Source organism: Mesorhizobium sp. BR1-1-3, assembly GCF_020165455.1.
Taxonomy (GTDB): Bacteria; Pseudomonadota; Alphaproteobacteria; order Rhizobiales; family Rhizobiaceae; genus Mesorhizobium; species Mesorhizobium ciceri.
Genome location: NZ_JAIUIC010000009.1, coordinates 108337 through 123390, shown reverse-complemented (window position 1 = coordinate 123390; position 15054 = coordinate 108337). Strand labels below are relative to the sequence as shown.

General features: G+C 65.0%; 14 protein-coding genes and 1 riboswitch. Of the genes, 6 read left to right on the top strand and 8 right to left on the bottom strand.

The annotated features are described in order from the left end of the window. Position 1: 1 nt before the first annotated feature. Positions 2 to 778, top strand: coding sequence for a cobalt-precorrin-6A reductase (locus LB559_RS20625; RefSeq protein ID WP_224674868.1), 777 nt, complete (start codon positions 2 to 4; stop codon positions 776 to 778). Here the strand turns inward: LB559_RS20625 and LB559_RS20620 are convergent. The 8 genes from LB559_RS20620 to LB559_RS20585 form a co-directional block, all read right to left on the bottom strand. Then, on the bottom strand, positions 742 to 1506 hold the full coding sequence (locus LB559_RS20620; RefSeq protein ID WP_224674867.1) for a precorrin-3B C(17)-methyltransferase: 765 nt from the start codon (positions 1504 to 1506) through the stop codon (positions 742 to 744). The genes LB559_RS20625 and LB559_RS20620 overlap by 37 nt on opposite strands. Further along, a complete protein-coding gene (locus tag LB559_RS20615) occupies positions 1503 to 2261 on the bottom strand; it encodes a precorrin-2 C(20)-methyltransferase (RefSeq protein WP_063172428.1) in 759 nt (252 codons plus the stop codon). Before LB559_RS20615 ends, LB559_RS20620 begins: the two co-directional genes overlap by 4 nt. Further along, entirely contained in the window at positions 2258 to 2890 is a 633-nt protein-coding gene (locus LB559_RS20610; protein ID WP_224674866.1) for a precorrin-8X methylmutase, read from the bottom strand. Before LB559_RS20610 ends, LB559_RS20615 begins: the two co-directional genes overlap by 4 nt. A 2-nt stretch (positions 2891 to 2892) precedes the next feature. Beyond that, the gene (gene cobG / locus LB559_RS20605; protein WP_224674865.1) at positions 2893 to 4386 is read right to left on the bottom strand and encodes a precorrin-3B synthase; all 1494 of its coding nucleotides are present in this window, start codon (positions 4384 to 4386) and stop codon (positions 2893 to 2895) included. Next, on the bottom strand, positions 4383 to 7745 hold the full coding sequence (gene cobN, locus LB559_RS20600) for a cobaltochelatase subunit CobN (RefSeq protein WP_224674864.1): 3363 nt from the start codon (positions 7743 to 7745) through the stop codon (positions 4383 to 4385). Before cobN ends, cobG begins: the two co-directional genes overlap by 4 nt. 18 nt (positions 7746 to 7763) lie before the next feature. Next, positions 7764 to 8801, bottom strand: coding sequence for a cobalamin biosynthesis protein CobW (gene cobW / locus LB559_RS20595; RefSeq protein WP_013531087.1), 1038 nt, complete (start codon positions 8799 to 8801; stop codon positions 7764 to 7766). A gap of 2 nt (positions 8802 to 8803) precedes the next feature. Then, positions 8804 to 9232 (bottom strand): DUF1636 family protein, encoded by a 429-nt coding sequence (locus LB559_RS20590; RefSeq protein ID WP_013531088.1) that lies wholly within the window; start codon positions 9230 to 9232, stop codon positions 8804 to 8806. 38 nt (positions 9233 to 9270) lie between these two features. After that, positions 9271 to 9475, bottom strand: a riboswitch (cobalamin riboswitch). A 30-nt stretch (positions 9476 to 9505) separates the two neighbouring features. Then, a complete protein-coding gene (locus tag LB559_RS20585) occupies positions 9506 to 10705 on the bottom strand; it encodes a winged helix-turn-helix domain-containing protein (protein ID WP_224674863.1) in 1200 nt (399 codons plus the stop codon). Positions 10706 to 11036: 331 nt separating this feature from the next. Here LB559_RS20585 and LB559_RS20580 point away from each other — a divergent pair, with 331 nt between their 5' ends. From LB559_RS20580 to LB559_RS20560, 5 genes are read left to right on the top strand one after another with little or no spacing between them, the layout of a single operon-like run. Next, entirely contained in the window at positions 11037 to 11402 is a 366-nt protein-coding gene (locus LB559_RS20580; protein ID WP_224674862.1) for an NADH-quinone oxidoreductase subunit A, read from the top strand. Continuing rightward, on the top strand, positions 11393 to 11974 hold the full coding sequence (locus LB559_RS20575; protein ID WP_013531090.1) for a NuoB/complex I 20 kDa subunit family protein: 582 nt from the start codon (positions 11393 to 11395) through the stop codon (positions 11972 to 11974). Before LB559_RS20580 ends, LB559_RS20575 begins: the two co-directional genes overlap by 10 nt. 4 nt (positions 11975 to 11978) lie before the next feature. Then, a complete protein-coding gene (locus LB559_RS20570; RefSeq protein ID WP_013531091.1) occupies positions 11979 to 12581 on the top strand; it encodes an NADH-quinone oxidoreductase subunit C in 603 nt (200 codons plus the stop codon). Next, a complete protein-coding gene (locus LB559_RS20565) occupies positions 12582 to 13772 on the top strand; it encodes an NADH-quinone oxidoreductase subunit D (RefSeq protein ID WP_024501361.1) in 1191 nt (396 codons plus the stop codon). Beyond that, positions 13773 to 15053, top strand: a complete 1281-nt coding sequence (locus LB559_RS20560; RefSeq protein ID WP_224674861.1) for an NADH-quinone oxidoreductase subunit E — start codon at positions 13773 to 13775, stop codon at positions 15051 to 15053. Position 15054: the final 1 nt, after the last annotated feature.

Genomic DNA, 15054 nt, shown 5'->3' with positions numbered 1-15054 from the left:
AATGACCCACCGTATCCTGATCCTCGGCGGCACCACCGAAGCGCGGCAACTGGCCGGAAAACTGGCGGCGCGTGCCTCGGTCACACTGTCGCTGGCCGGCCGCACCGAAAGCGCGGTCGCGCAAGGCGTGCCGGTGCGAAGCGGAGGCTTTGGCGGCGCCGACGGGCTGGCCGCTTACCTTACGGAAACGGCCACCGATCTGCTGATCGACGCCACGCATCCCTATGCGGCGCAAATCTCCGCCAATGCCGCACAAGCCGCGCGCATGGCCGGCGTGCCGATCCTTGCCCTGCGGCGTCCCGGCTGGGAGCCTGTCGAAGGCGACCGCTGGACGTTGGTCGGTACGGTCGGCGATGCCGCGCAAGCGCTTGGACCGGCGCCGCGCCGCGTTTTTCTGGCACTGGGCCGGCAAGAGGTTGCGGCTTTCGAAGCAGCGCCCCAGCACCACTATCTCATTCGCAGTGTCGATCCGGTCGAGCCGAAGCTGGCCGTGCCCGACGCCGAATATCTGTTGGCCCGTGGCCCGTTTCGCGACGCGGAGGAACGCGCGCTGCTCGAAAGGCACCGCATCGATGTCGTGGTGTCCAAGAACAGCGGCGGCGAGGCGACCTTTGGCAAAATCGCCTCGGCGCGGGCGCTTGGCATCGAGGTGGTCATGATCCGCAGGCCTGATCTGCCGGACGTGCCCTCGGCTGAAACCGTCGAAGCGCTGGCCGCCATTGTCGATCGATTTGGGATCGATCATTTTGTCCGTCCCGTGGACGAGCGCGGCGTGTAGACCAGCGCCGGCTTCTCCGTGCGCTTGATAATCCTGGTTTCCGGCGAGCCGACGATGATGCAGGTCGCCATGTCCGCCTTTTCAGCCTCGACATCGGCCAGCAGGTAGACCTCGATACGCTCGTCCGGGCGACCGGCGGCGCGGCCGAAGATTACCGGCGTGGTGCCCGGCAGGATGGCGGTCAGGCACTCGAAGGCGCGGCCGAGTTGCCAGGGGCGGGCCTTGCTGATCGGGTTGTAAAGCGCGATGACGAAGCCGGCACCGGCCGCCGCCAGCAGGCGCAGTTCGATCAACTCCCATGGCTTTAGGTTGTCGGAGAGCGAGATGGCGCAGAAATCATGGCCGAGCGGCGCGCCGATGCGGGCGGCAACCGCCAGCATGGCGGTGATGCCGGGCACCACGGCGACATCGACCGCGCGCCATTCGACCGGACCGGCCTCGATCGCCTCGCAGACGGCCGCCGCCATGGCGAACACGCCGGGATCGCCGCCGGAGACCACGGCGACGTCATGGCCCTCTGCGGCCTTGCTCAATGCGTCCTTGGAGCGGGCGAGTTCCTCGCGGTTGTCGGAAGCGACGCGGGTCTGGTCCGGGCGCAGGTCCAGCCGGTCGAGATAGGGCTTGTAGCCGTAAAAGAATTTCGCCTCGGCGACAGCGCGGCTGGCCTCCGGGGTGACCTGATCGGCATTGCCGGGCCCAAGGCCGATGACGGTGAGATGGCCACTCATGCCTGCGCTCCCACGGCGCCGGGGCGGCCGGACCAGCCGGCGACCAGCACGATGGCGAAGTAGGGCGCCTTGTCGTCCTTTTTGTCGGCAAGCTTCATCGAGACGCTGCCGGCCATGGTGCCGCGCTCTACATAGACGGCGCGCGACAGCTTGGCCGTAGCCTCCAGCGCCCGCCTGATCTTGGGCAGGTTGCGGCCAACCTTCATGATGACGGCGGCATCGGTGTCGGCCAGCCGGCGGGTGAGCTCGAATTCGCTCATCGTGCCCGGCAGCACGGTGAGCACGTCGTCGCCCTGGACGATCGGAATACCGGTCTGCGACCAGCAGCCGGACATGGCGGTGACGCCGGGGATGACTTCGGTCGGAAAACGATGGGCGAGGCGCACATGCAGATGCATGTAAGAGCCGTAGAACAGCGGATCGCCCTCCGACAGCACCGCAACCATTCTGCCGGCTTCGAGGTGCTCGGCGACCTTCTCGGCCGACTCCTCGTAGAAAGCCGTGATCTGCGAGCGGTAGTCGTCGTGATCCCTGGCGATTTCGGTTGTGACGGGATAGAGCAGCGGCAATTCCGTCATTTCGGGCCGGAACTGCGCTTCGACGATGGCGCGGGCGTTGCTGTTGTTGCCGCGCTTGGCGAAATAGGCCACGACATCGGCCTCGGCCAGGATGCGGGCGGCTTTTAGGGTCAGCAGTTCGGGGTCGCCAGGACCGGTGCCGACGCCAACGAGGCGGCCTTTGAGAAAGGCGTTCACAGGCCAGGCCTCGCCAATGAATTGAGCGCGGCGGCGGTCATGGCACTGCCGCCAAGCCGGCCACGCACGATGGCGTAGGGAACGTCGTGGGAATTCTCGGCCAGCGCATCCTTGGATTCGGCCGCACCGACGAAACCGACCGGCATGCCGATGATGGCCGCCGGCTTCGGTGCGCCATCGCGCAGTTTTTCCAGGAGATAGAATAGCGCGGTCGGCGCATTGCCGATGGCAACCACAGAGCCGGCCATGCGCTCGCCCCAGAGGTCGATGGCGGCGGCCGAGCGGGTGTTGCCGATCTCCCTGGCGATGTCGTGCGTACGCGGGTCGCGCAAGGTGCAGATCACCTCGTTGCCCGCCGGCAGCCTGGCGCGGGTGACGCCATGTGAGACCATTTCCGCGTCGCAGAAGATCGGCGCGCCGGCCGCCAAAGCGGTGCGGGCGGCGGCAACGAAATCGGTGGAGAACACAAAATGATTTGAAGCTTCGACCTGGCCGCAGGCATGGATCATGCGAATGGCGACATCGGCCTCAGCTTCGGAGAAGCGCGACAGATCGGCCTCGGCGCGGATGATGGCGAAGGAGCGCTCGTAGATCGCCGTGCCGTCATGGATGTAGTCGTAGGCGGCCATGCTCATTTCCGTTTTTCAGTTTGGGCCTGTCGGTAGGCCTCGGCGATACCGGCCGGCCCGAGCCTTGTCAGGCAAGCGGCGGCGGTTTCACCTTGATATCGTGTGCTGCGGATCATCGCCGCGACGCGGCCGATGCCGCGCGCGGCGTCATAGCCCGGCCTGTAGCCGGCAGGAAGGGCCTTTGCCGTCGCGTTCACGACAAGTCCGGCTCCATTTTCGCCGCCGACGATCGTCAGCGCTGCCGGACCGGGGTGGGCGCAGCCTTTGGCACAGCCGGAAATGTGAAGGGTGAAGTCGAGGATGTCGGCTGTTTCAGCGGCTATCGTCTCGGCGATGTCGCGTGTGGCGATGCGGCCGGAGGCGCAGGCCGGCATGCCCGGGCAAGCGGCAATGCGCGTGCGCGGGTCGGCGGGGGCGGTGACGAAGCCGAGGATGGCGGCGGTGTGTTGGAGCGATGGGTTGGCGGCGGTTGGTTGCCCGAGGAACAGCAAGGCACGACCGGGGGCGAGGCGGATTTCGGTTGTGCCGAGGGCGATGGCGGCTTGCGCGAGGGCGATGATCTTGTCGGCCGGCATGTTGCCGTAGGGCAGGGCGATGCCGAGGGCGGTGGCGTGGCCGGCTAAGGGGAAAAGGCCGATAGGTTTGCGCGAGGCGCCCCCCTCTGTCCTGCCGGACATCTCCCCCTCTAGGGGGGAGATTACGCCGTCACCGATGGTTTCGCCAATCTCCGGTGCTGTTAAGGAAAAGCCGGCGTCGAAGCTGCCAATCTCCCCCCCTGAGGGGGAGATGTCCGGCAGGACAGAGGGGGGCGCCTCGCGCAAACTCGTCAAGCATAGCCAACCCGCCAGAGACACTAATTGCCTCTCCGATAAATCCCTTGCGTGAGCCTCGCGGCCTTTCTCTGCAACCATCCTTAGAGCTGCAACGGCAATATCGCGCGCCGCACCTTGATCGGCAAACGCCAGCGGCCTCGCATTCCTCCCGTCACCCGCGACAGACACCCGCCACCGAACTCCCGCATCGGTGCGCGTTGCAGCAAGCCGCACGTCGGCCGTGACCGCATCCATGGTGAGTTGCCCGCAGCCGTCCACAACGACCGACACCTTCGGCCCTAGGCGTTGTACGAGCCCAGCTTCTTCGATCGCAGCCCTGATACGTTCAGCCAGCGGCCGGGGATCGGCAATCTCTTGCGGATCAATGCCGGCCAGCGGCCCGGTCTCGACCGGCACGCCGGTGCGAACCGCGATATCAAGCGCATCGACCTCCGCCGCCAGCAGCGCAGCACTTTGCGCCGTCAGCCCGCGTATCTGGAGGCTGCCGCGCGCGGTGACTTCCATGATGCCATTGCCGTGCCGCAAAGCGGATTCGGCTAGTCCGATCAACGACTCTGGCGACATCCCCCCAGCGACCGGGTTGAGCCGCACCAGCAGGCCGTCGCCGGTTTGCATCGGCGCCGACAAAGCCGGACAGGCGCCGCGGCGCGAGAAGGCGCTCATGCCGCCACTCCAAGCGCTTCTGCCTCGGCGATCAGGGCTGCGAGATCGTCGTCGATGGAATTGCGCAAGGGGTGCCAGAGACTACGCCGGCGCGCCGACAGGAAGCGTTCGGCAATGATTTTTGCCGCGGCGGGGTTCTCGCGCAGGATGAAGGCGCGGACCATGGGATCGCCTAGATAGGCATCATGAACCGCCTCGATCAGCGTTCCCGGAATGGCGTGCGTGGTTTCGGCGAAGCCAATCAGCCGGTCGACGGTTTCGGCGAATTCCGAGGCGCCGCGCGGGCCGTGGCGCATCTGGCCTGATATGAAGCGTGGATTGACGGCGCGGGCACGCACGACGCGCGCTACGGCCTCACTGATCGAGCGTGGCTTCGGCTTTTGCGGGTCCGTGGTGTCGAGCACGATGACGTCGGCATTCCTGCCGAGCGCCGCAACTGCTGCGGAAAAGCCGCCGATGAAGGCGACATCGGCGGAGCCCTCGAGGATGTCGCGGCCGGGGTCGTCGCCGGTGTGGACGAGAAGATCGGCTTCGGCGATGCGGCCCTCGAAGGCGCCGGGCGCGGAGATGCCTTCGCCCCCGGCGCCGCCATAGGCGTGCGATGTAGCGTCGAGATAGGCGCGGCCGATTTCGTCGCGCGCGCTCCAGTCGCCGGAGGACATGAGATCCTCGACGCCGGCGCCGTATGTGCCCGGCGAGGTGCCGAAAATGCGCGGGCTGATCTTGCCGTCGGCGCGGGTCTTGGCCGCGAGTGGGTTTTCCGAATCCTCCTCGTCGCGCGCGGCAACCGCGTTGGCTGCGGCATCGATCAGCGCGATTTGGGTCGGGAACATGTCGCGGAACAGGCCCGATATGCGCCATGTGACATCGACGCGTGGCCTTCCGAGCGTGGCCGGCGGCAGCACTTCGATGCCGGTGATGCGGCCGGTGGCCAAATCCCATTGCGGCCGGCAGCCCATCAGCGCCAGGCCTTGAGCGATCTCCTCGCCGCCGGTGCGCAGCGATGCCGAGCCCCAGAGATCGATGACCAGCGAGCGTGGCCAGTCGCCATGCGACTGCATGTAGCCGCGCACGACTTCCTCCGCCGCGGCCTTGCCCAGATCATAGGCGGTCGGCGTCGGCATGGTGCGCGGGTCCGAGGTGAACAGATTGCGGCCGGTGGGCAAGACGTCCGAGCGGCCGCGCGCAGGCGCGCCCGCCGGACCGGCCTTGACGTGGCCGCCATCGAGCGCGGCAAGCAGCGCCGCCTTCTCGGCTTCAGCGCTCTGGCGGCGCATGGCGTCGGGCTCATCCTCCGGAGCGCGGCCATAGATATGCAGCCCGTCCTTGATGGCGAAATCCTTGAGATCGCAAAGCCAGGCGTCGATGCGGCGCAGCGCCTCGTCCGGCGCGTCGGTCGTGGCGACGCCGGCTTCGGAGGCGAGACCGGTTTTTTGCGCGGTGTCGACGATCAGTTTCGCCAGTCGGTCACGGCGGCGACGGTCGAGCCCGTCGGCCTGCGCATATTCGTCGACCAGCCGCTCGAGCTTGTGCTGGTTTTCGTCCAGCCCGGCGCCGGTCAGCGGTGGCGGCAAATGGCCAAGGGTGACGGCGGCAATGCGCCGCTTGGCCTGCGCCGCTTCGCCCGGGTTGGAGACGATGAAGGGATAGATGACGGGCAGGGGACCGGTGACGATCTCCGGAAAGCAGTTTTCCGACAGAGCAACGGTTTTGCCCGGCAGCCATTCAAGCGTGCCATGGGCGCCGACATGGACCAGCGCGTGGACGCCGAGCGACTTGCGCAGCCAGAGGCCGAAGGCGATCAGCGCATGGCGCGGGGGCAGCGTCGGGTCGTGGTAGTCGGCGCGGCGGTCGACGGAGCGGCCGCGGTCGGGGGCGAGGGCGATGGTGACGTTGCCGAAGGTGGCGGCGCGGAAGGGGAAGCTTCCGCGCAAACCTGTTTCGTCTTCCGCTTTGCCCCAAGCGGCTTCGACCGCAGTAATTGCCGCAGTCGGCAACTCCGTCGAGAAGGCAATGTAGTTATCTAAGGCCAATCCAGTATCGCTGGCTTCCAGCAAATCCAGCAACCCACGCGGCGTCTGCGGAATCCCCTCAATCACATAGCCCTGCTCCTTCAGGTCATGCAGCATGGCGAGCACGCTGGACGGCACGTCGAGGCCGACGGCATAGCCGGTTCGACCAGGAGCGCTAGGGTAATCCGGGATCAGGATCGCCAGCTTGCGCCCGGCGCGGGGTGTCTCCTGCAACTTGATGAAGGCCGCGACGCGGTCAGCGACCTGCGCCACGCGATCCGGTTCCGGCCGGTTGGCGAAGGCGCGGTGGCCGAGTGCGGGATCGGTCTCGGTCTCGCCCTTGAAGGAAATGGCGCCGGCGAGGACGCGGCCGTCGAGTTCGGGCAGCACGACATGCATGGCGAGGTCGGCGGGTGCCAGGCCACGCTGGTTGTTTTGCCAGATGTCGCGGCGGGTGGTGGCGACGATGACCTGGAAGACAGGCACGCCGGCGCGGTCGAACAGCGTTTCGATGCCGGGTTCGGCGCCTGAGGCGAAAGCGGTCGCGGTGATGATGGCGGCGGGCTTCAGCGCCGTCAGTGCTGTTTCCACGAAGGCGAGGGAGGTTGGGTCCTTGAGGCTGGAGACGAAGATCGGGACTGGGTCGATGCCGCGCTGCCGCAGCGCTTCAACAAGCGCATCGATGGGCGCGACATCGGCGGCCAGCAGCATCGAGCGATAGAACAGGATGGGGATGATAGGAGCGTTGACGTTGTAAGCGCCAGCATTCGATAAGTCCCGCTTCTCCACAACTCCACATCCGGGCACGTAAGAACCAGCTTTCGGCACCACCACCGGGCCGATAACTTCCGCATCCTGTCCCGCCAACCCCGCCAATTTCCGCACCAGTGCGCTCATATTCGCCGGGCCGCCCTCGCGGAAATAGTCGAGCAGGCCGTCCAACTCCTCGCGCGGCAGCGTCGAGGCTTCGATCAGGCGCAGATCCTCGTCGCGGCATTCGCCGGGCAGCAGCGCCAGTTTTATGCCGCGTTCGCGGGCGGTCGAGGCAAGCTGGTCGCAGCCGTAGCGCCACCAGTCGTAGCCGCCGAGGATGCGCACGAGGATGATCTTGGCATGGCGGGCGACGCTGTCGACCCAGAGGTCGACGGACATGGGATGGCGCAGGTCGCGCAGTGCGGCCAGCCGCATCGAGGGCAGGCGGTCGGCATCGGTCCTCCACGCCGCCGCCAGTCCGGCGAGGTCGCTGTCGGTGAAGGACAGGGCCACGATATCCGCCGGCGTCTGCCGCAGATCGACCGGCTCGGCGAGGTCGTCGAGCGAGGCGGATGTCGTGGTTAGGATGTGCATCGCAATCCGTGTCCGAAATCAGCCGGCGAGTATACGCTCGATCGCCGGGCGGTTCAGCCCCTTCAGGCCGATGACGACGAGGCGCGAACGGCGGTCGTCCTGCGCGGTCCAGGCGCGGTCATAGTAATGATTGACGCGCGGCCCGACGGCCTGCAGCAAGAGCCGCATCGGCTTGCCGCCGACCTCGACGAAGCCTTTTACGCGCAGCACGTTCTCTTCTTCGGCGACCGTGGCGACACGCTTTGCCAGCTCGTCCGGATTGGCGATCGAGGCAATGTCGACGATGAACGTGTCGAAGTCGTCATGCTCGTGGTCGAATGCGCCGTCATGATGGGACTTGCGGTTTTCGATGTCGTCCTCGACGGCGAGACCGAGCCCGAGCAGCACCGAGGGATCGACCTTGCCATGCGAGGTCGGCACAATCTTCACCGCGCGGGCGGAGTGTTCGCCAATGATGGCATTGGCGCGGGCGGTGCCGGCGGCGTCCATCAGGTCGCTCTTCGACAGGATGATCAGGTCGGCGCAGGCGATCTGGTCCTCGAACAGTTCTTCCACCGGATCGTCGTGGTCGAGCGTCTCGTCCCCGGCGCGCTGCGCCTGGAGGGCCTCCATGTCGTTGGCGACGCGGCCTTCGGCCAATGCCGGTCCGTCGACCACGGCGATGACGCCATCGACGGTCACCCGGCTTTTCACGCTCGGCCACTGAAAGGCCTGGACCAGCGGCTTGGGCAGTGCCAGGCCCGAGGTTTCGATCAGGATATGGTCGACCTTCGGCGTCAGCGACAGGATTTGGTCGAGCGCCGGGACGAAATCATCGGCGACAGTGCAGCAGATACAGCCATTGGCCAGTTCTACGATGTTTTCCTCGGGGCAGGTGTCGATACCGCATCCCTTGAGGATCTCGCCATCGATGCCGATGTCGCCGAATTCGTTGACGATGATGGCGATGCGCTTGCCGCCGGCGTTTTCCAGGAGATGGCGGACCAGCGTCGTCTTGCCGGCGCCGAGGAAGCCGGTGACGACGGTGCAGGGAACGCGGGATACGGAAGTGGTCATGGTCAATCCTTCAGCATGTCGATGGGTGGAATGCGGGCCACGAGGCCGCGCTTGAGGCTATCGGGGCGGCCACGCCACGGGATCAGGCCATCTTTCGAGGTGGCGAAGAGCTTTGCGCCTGTCACGAGGTCGGCGCCGCTGGTCGCGGTCAGGTCGCCGAAGACATAGCTCCAGCAGCCGTCGCGCAGGATCGCGGCGCTGAGGCGCCGCTTGCAATTGCCAAGGCATTCGACGCTGCGGATGCGGATATCGTCGCCAGCGGCGGCGCGGCGCGTGTCGTCCGTCAGCAACTCGCCGGCGCGGGGATGAGCGTCGGAGCCGGTCTCATTGCGGCAGGAGCCGCAGACGATGATGGTGACGCCGGCCAAGGCATCATCATGGCCGGACGAAATATCCGCTGTGCCAGCCGAAAAACTGCTGTCGTGGTCCAAAGATCGGGCTCCTTGCCCGGAAACCCGCCGGGCGATCGGATTCTACAGTCGCAGACGGCAGGTCTCCTGGCTCGCGAGTCATCGCCTTGGGTAGCCGCCTTCCCGGGAATTCCCAGTGGTTTTCGGCCTTGGCTCTTCGCTTACAGTTGCGGGGACAGCCGCGGATTTGGGATTTTGCCCGGCACCGCATTCCCTCTTAGCCCTTGCCGTTGCGGGCAAGGGACCATCTGGAACCGGATTTAGGCTTTTGCGGGCGGCGGTGTCAACGCGAGCTTACGACACGGCTATGTCGGCCAGCGCCGCGCCCAAATCGCCGGCAGGCGTCACTTCGATGCGTTCGAGCCCGAGCCAACCTTGCATCTGCTTCAATTCCTCGAACAGCTCCGCAGCGGTTTCAGGCGGCGCACCGGGCTCGGCATAGGCCGCATGGACCCGCAGTATGCTGGCCGGGCGATCGGCCTTGAGGTCGACGCGCGCCACGATCCGGTCGCCGAGCAGGAACGGCAGGACATAATAGCCATACTGCCGCTTGTCGGCCGGTGTGTAGATCTCGATGCGGTAGTGGAAATCGAACAGCCGCTCGGTGCGCGAGCGCTCGAAGACGACCGGATCGAAGGGTGCCAGCAAGGCGCGGGCCCCGACTTTGCGCGGCAGACGGGCGTCCCGGTGAAGATACGCCGGCTTGTCCCAGCCTTCGACACGCACCGGCAGCAACTCGCCCGTTTGAACCAGTTCCTCCAACCGGCCTTTCATATCGGCCGGCGACAGGCGGAAATAGTCGCGCAAATCGCCTGAAGTCGCCACGCCGTGGGCGCGGGCGGAAATGCGCAGCAATTCGCGGTGCGCGTCCTCAGGCGTCGGCACCGGCAGATCGAGGATCGCCTGCGGCAGCACGCGCTCGGGCAGGTCATAGAAGCGCTCGAAACCGCGGCGGTGCGCCGTGGTGATGCGGCCGGCCCAGAACAGCCATTCGAAGGCGTGTTTGGCATGGCTCCAGCCCCACCAGCCGCCCGAACCTTTCTGGCCCTCCAGCGCGGAAGCGGCGATCGGGCCGCGCTCGGCGACCTCGCGGTAGATCTCTTCGATGTAGGCGGCGTGCTCGCGGCCCCATTTGGCGAGACCCAGATACATTTCCTCGCCCCGCTCGGCGCGCTGCATGCGCCAGCGCATCAGCGGGTATGTCTCGACCGGCAGGAAGGAGGCCTCGTGCGCCCAATATTCGAAAACCATGCGCTTGCGCGTCACGGCCGCGTTGTCGAGCAGCGAGAACGGGTAGGGGCCAAGGCGCGAATAGAGCGGCATATAATGAGCGCGCACCACCGCGCTGACGGAATCGATCTGCAACAGGCCGGTGCGGGAGAGGGTGCGGGCAAAATGCCGGCGGTCGGGCGTGCCGGTCGGGCGAGGATCGAGGAACCCCTGGGCGGCAAGGGCGATGCGCCGGGCCATCGGGAGCGAGATCTTTTCCTTCATGCAGGTATCACTTTGACGTGTTTTGACCGAGGGTCGAATGGCTGATTCCAACCCATGCTAGCAGGGTTTTGGCGGCATCCATGTCAGGAGAGAAAAGTGGAGTAAAAAGCGAAGGAAATCAAACAGGAGCGGATCGGACCAGTTTGCCGCGATATGCCGTCCAGGTCGATGTTTTGAACAAGGTTTGACTTGCTTCGCTGGAAGTGCTGCGCTAACCCTCGCCGCGTTGCAGCATAGGCCCTTAAAACGGTTCAGCGGTTAAACTGTCACGCTTCCGCATTAGGGTCCGGTGCTGTAATCAACGTGGATTGGCGCCAACGGAAAGCCGAGCATGAACGCACTCTTGAGCTCATACCTGCCCATCGTCCTGTTCATAGGCGTGGCGCTGGTTGTCGGCCTGGCGCTGCTGGCCGCGCCCTTCCTGGTGGCCTACCGCAATCCCGATCCCGAAAAGCTTTCCGCCTACGAGTGCGGTTTCAACTCGTTCGACGACGCCCGCATGAGGTTCGACATCCGTTTCTACCTGGTGTCGATCCTGTTCATCATCTTCGACCTGGAAGTAGCCTTCCTGTTTCCGTGGGCGGTGTCGTTTTCGAAGATCGGCATGCTCGGTTTCTGGTCGATGATGGTTTTTTTGGCGGTGCTGACCATCGGCTTTGCCTATGAATGGAAAAAAGGAGCGCTGGAATGGGATTGAACGACAGTTCAGGCACCCTCGTCGCGCCGAAGCCCAAGGGCATCATCGATCCCAACACCGGCAGGCCGGTGGGGGAGGACGATCCCTTCTTCCTCGAGATCAACAACGAGTTGGCCGACAAGGGCTTTCTGGTCACTTCGACCGAGGCGCTCATCACCTGGGCGCGCAGCGGGTCGCTGATGTTCATGACGTTCGGCCTCGCCTGCTGCGCGGTCGAGATGATCCACACCTCGATGCCGCGCTATGATTCGGAGCGGTTCGGCGTCGCGCCACGCGCGTCTCCGCGCCAGTCCGACATCATGATCGTCGCCGGCACGCTGACCAACAAGATGGCGCCGGCGCTGCGCAAGGTCTACGACCAGATGCCGGAGCCGCGCTACGTCATCTCGATGGGCTCCTGCGCCAATGGCGGCGGCTATTACCACTATTCCTATTCGGTGGTGCGCGGCTGCGACCGCATCGTGCCGGTCGACATCTATGTGCCCGGCTGTCCGCCGAGCGCCGAAGCGCTGCTCTACGGCATTCTTCTCTTGCAGAAGAAGATCCGCCGCACCGGCACGATCGAACGGTAAATCCATGACCGCATCCCTGAGCGAACTGTCGACCTATCTCGGCGAGAAGCTGATCGGCCGCGTGAACGAGGCTGATATCGCCTATGGCGAACTCACCATCCATGTCGAGCCGCGCGATCTGGTCGAGGTGATGACCTTCCTGCGCGACGATGCGCGCTGCCAGTTCATCTCGATCATCGATGTCTGCGGCGCCGACTATCCGTCGCGGGCCAAGCGTTTCGACGTCGTCTATCACCTGTTGTCGCCGAAGCAGAATGTGCGCGTCCGCGTCAAGGTGCAGGCCGACGAGGAAACCATGGTGCCGTCGATCACCGGCGTCTATCCCGGCGCCGACTGGTTCGAGCGCGAGACCTACGATCTCTACGGCGTTTTGTTCTCCGGCCATCCCGACCTGCGCCGCCTGCTGACCGACTATGGCTTCGAAGGCCATCCCTTGCGCAAGGATTTCCCGCTGACCGGCTTCGTCGAGGTGCGCTACGACGACGAGGCCAAGCGCGTTATCTATGAGCCGGTCGAGCTCAAGCAGGAATTCCGCAATTTCGATTTTCTGTCCCCGTGGGAAGGTACGGATTACGTGCTGCCGGGTGACGAGAAGGCAAAGCAGTAAATGGCTGAAACCTCCGTCCGCAACTTCAACATCAATTTCGGCCCGCAACACCCCGCGGCGCACGGCGTTTTGCGCCTTGTGCTGGAGCTGGACGGCGAAGTCGTCGATCGCGTCGATCCGCATATCGGACTGCTGCATCGCGGTACCGAAAAGCTGATCGAAGCCAAAACCTATCTGCAGGCGGTACCCTATCTCGACCGGCTCGACTATTGCGCGCCGATGAACCAGGAACATGCCTTTGCGCTGGCCGCCGAGCGTCTGCTCGGCATCGAGGTGCCGAAGCGTGGCCAGGTGATCCGCGTTCTCTACAGCGAGATCGGCCGCATCATGTCGCACATCCTCAATGTGACGACGCAGGCGATGGACGTCGGTGCGCTGACGCCGCCGCTGTGGGGCTTCGTCGAACGCGAAAAGCTGATGGTGTTCTATGAGCGCGCCTCCGGTTCGCGCATGCATGCCGCTTATTTTCGGCCCGGCGGCGTCCATCAGGACCTGCCGCGTCAACTGGTCGAGGACATCGGCAAGTGGATCGACCCGTTCCTGAAGTCGATCGACGACCTCGACCGGCTGCTGACCGGCAACCGCATCTTCAAGCAGCGCAATGTCGATATTGGCATCGTCTCGCTGGCGGATGCCTGGGCCTGGGGTTTTTCGGGCGTGATGGTGCGTGGCTCGGGTGCAGCCTGGGATCTGCGCAAGTCGCAACCCTATGAATGCTATTCGGAGATGGATTTCGATATTCCGATCGGCAAGAACGGCGACTGCTTCGACCGCTACCTCGTGCGCATGGAAGAAATGCGCCAGTCGGCGAAGATTATGCGCCAGTGCGTCGACCTTTTGCTCGGCAAGGAGAGCACCGGCCCGGTGTCGAACCTCGATGGCAAGGTGGTGCCGCCCAAGCGCCAGGCAATGAAGCGCTCGATGGAAGCGCTGATCCATCACTTCAAGCTCTACACCGAGGGTTATCGCGTGCCGGCCGGCGAGGTTTACGCCGCTGTCGAGGCGCCGAAGGGCGAATTCGGCGTCTATCTGGTTTCCGACGGCTCCAACAAGCCCTACCGCTGCAAGCTGCGCGCGCCGGGTTTCGCGCATCTGCAGGCGATGGATTTCCTCTGCCGCGGCCACATGCTGGCCGACGTCACCGCCGTTCTCGGCTCCCTCGACATCGTGTTTGGTGAGGTCGATCGCTAAATGTCAGTCCGCCGTCTCGCAGAAGCCAGCGTCCAGCCAGCATCCTTCGCCTTCAACCGGGCGAATGCCGCGGCTGCGAAGCAATGGATCAAGAAGTACCCGAAGGGCCGTGAACAGTCGGCCATCATCCCGCTTCTGATGATAGCACAGGAGCAGGAAGGTTGGGTGACGAAGGCGGCGATCGAGACGATCTCCGACATGCTCGGCATGCCGCGCATCCGCGGGCTGGAAGTCGCGACCTTCTACACGCAGTACCAGTTGAATCCGGTCGGCACGCGTGCGCACATCCAGGTCTGCGGCACCACGCCCTGCATGCTGCGCGGTTCGGAAGCGCTGATGGATGTCTGCCGCTCCAAAATCCATCACGACCAGTTCCACACCAACGACAAGGGAACCTTGTCCTGGGAAGAGGTGGAATGCCTCGGTGCCTGCGTCAACGCGCCGATGGTGATGATCTTCAAGGACACGTTCGAGGATCTGACGCCGGAACGCCTGGCTGAAATCATCGATCTCTATGACGCCGGCAAGGGTGCTGCGGTGGAACCGGGGCCGCAGAACGGCCGCACCGGCTCGGAGCCGGCCTCCGGCCTCACCACGCTGAAGAGCGAAAAGGCGATCCTCAAGTCGACCCGCGACAGGGAAGCCAGGGAGGCGGCCAAGGCCGCCAGGGCGGCACCCGACGCGATCGTCGCAGCGCCGGTGCCGGCGCCGGCCGCGGCCCCTGTCGCACCGTCCAACACCAGCAAGCCGAAGACCGACGCCCCTGAAACCAGCCCGGCGTTGAAGACGCCTTCAAAAACCAAGGTCGCGCCGGCGGTTGAAAAGGCGGCGAGTGTTGCCGCTCCACTGCATTCGGCCGCCAATGCCAACAAGGCAGACTCCAAAGTCGAGCAGGTTTCCAAGCAGCGCAGTGGCCCCATCACCAAGGCCGAGCCGGCCTCCGCCTTCAAGGCGCCAGAGGTCAAGGTACCGGCCGCCAAGCCGGCCAAACCGTCGCTCGGGGACAAGAACCGCCCGGCCGGCATCGACAGGCCGGCACAGGTCGATGACCTCAAACTGATCTCCGGCGTCGGCCCCAAGATCGAGGGCATCCTGCATAGGCTGGGCATCTTTACCTTCGCGCAGGTCGCGTCGTGGAAGAAGGCCGAACGCGAGTGGGTGGATGGCTATCTCTCTTTCCAGGGCCGCATCGATCGCGACGACTGGGTCAAGCAGGCCAAGGCGCTCGCCAAGGGTGGCGTCGCCGAATACATCCGCGTCTTCGGCAAGAAGCCGGTCTGAG

Bases quoted from the DNA above. Each gene is read 5' to 3' on its own strand.
- LB559_RS20625 (WP_224674868.1), top strand. From the start codon at position 2: ATGACCCACCGTATCCTGATCCTCGGCGGCACCACCGAAGCGCGGCAA.
- LB559_RS20620 (WP_224674867.1), bottom strand. From the start codon at position 1,506: ATGAGTGGCCATCTCACCGTCATCGGCCTTGGGCCCGGCAATGCCGAT.
- LB559_RS20610 (WP_224674866.1), bottom strand. From the start codon at position 2,890: ATGGCCGCCTACGACTACATCCATGACGGCACGGCGATCTACGAGCGC.
- cobG (WP_224674865.1), bottom strand. From the start codon at position 4,386: ATGAGCGCCTTCTCGCGCCGCGGCGCCTGTCCGGCTTTGTCGGCGCCG.
- cobN (WP_224674864.1), bottom strand. From the start codon at position 7,745: ATGCACATCCTAACCACGACATCCGCCTCGCTCGACGACCTCGCCGAG.
- cobW (WP_013531087.1), bottom strand. From the start codon at position 8,801: ATGACCACTTCCGTATCCCGCGTTCCCTGCACCGTCGTCACCGGCTTC.
- LB559_RS20585 (WP_224674863.1), bottom strand. From the start codon at position 10,705: ATGAAGGAAAAGATCTCGCTCCCGATGGCCCGGCGCATCGCCCTTGCC.
- LB559_RS20580 (WP_224674862.1), top strand. From the start codon at position 11,037: ATGAACGCACTCTTGAGCTCATACCTGCCCATCGTCCTGTTCATAGGC.
- LB559_RS20575 (WP_013531090.1), top strand. From the start codon at position 11,393: ATGGGATTGAACGACAGTTCAGGCACCCTCGTCGCGCCGAAGCCCAAG.
- LB559_RS20570 (WP_013531091.1), top strand. From the start codon at position 11,979: ATGACCGCATCCCTGAGCGAACTGTCGACCTATCTCGGCGAGAAGCTG.
- LB559_RS20565 (WP_024501361.1), top strand. From the start codon at position 12,582: ATGGCTGAAACCTCCGTCCGCAACTTCAACATCAATTTCGGCCCGCAA.
- LB559_RS20560 (WP_224674861.1), top strand. From the start codon at position 13,773: ATGTCAGTCCGCCGTCTCGCAGAAGCCAGCGTCCAGCCAGCATCCTTC.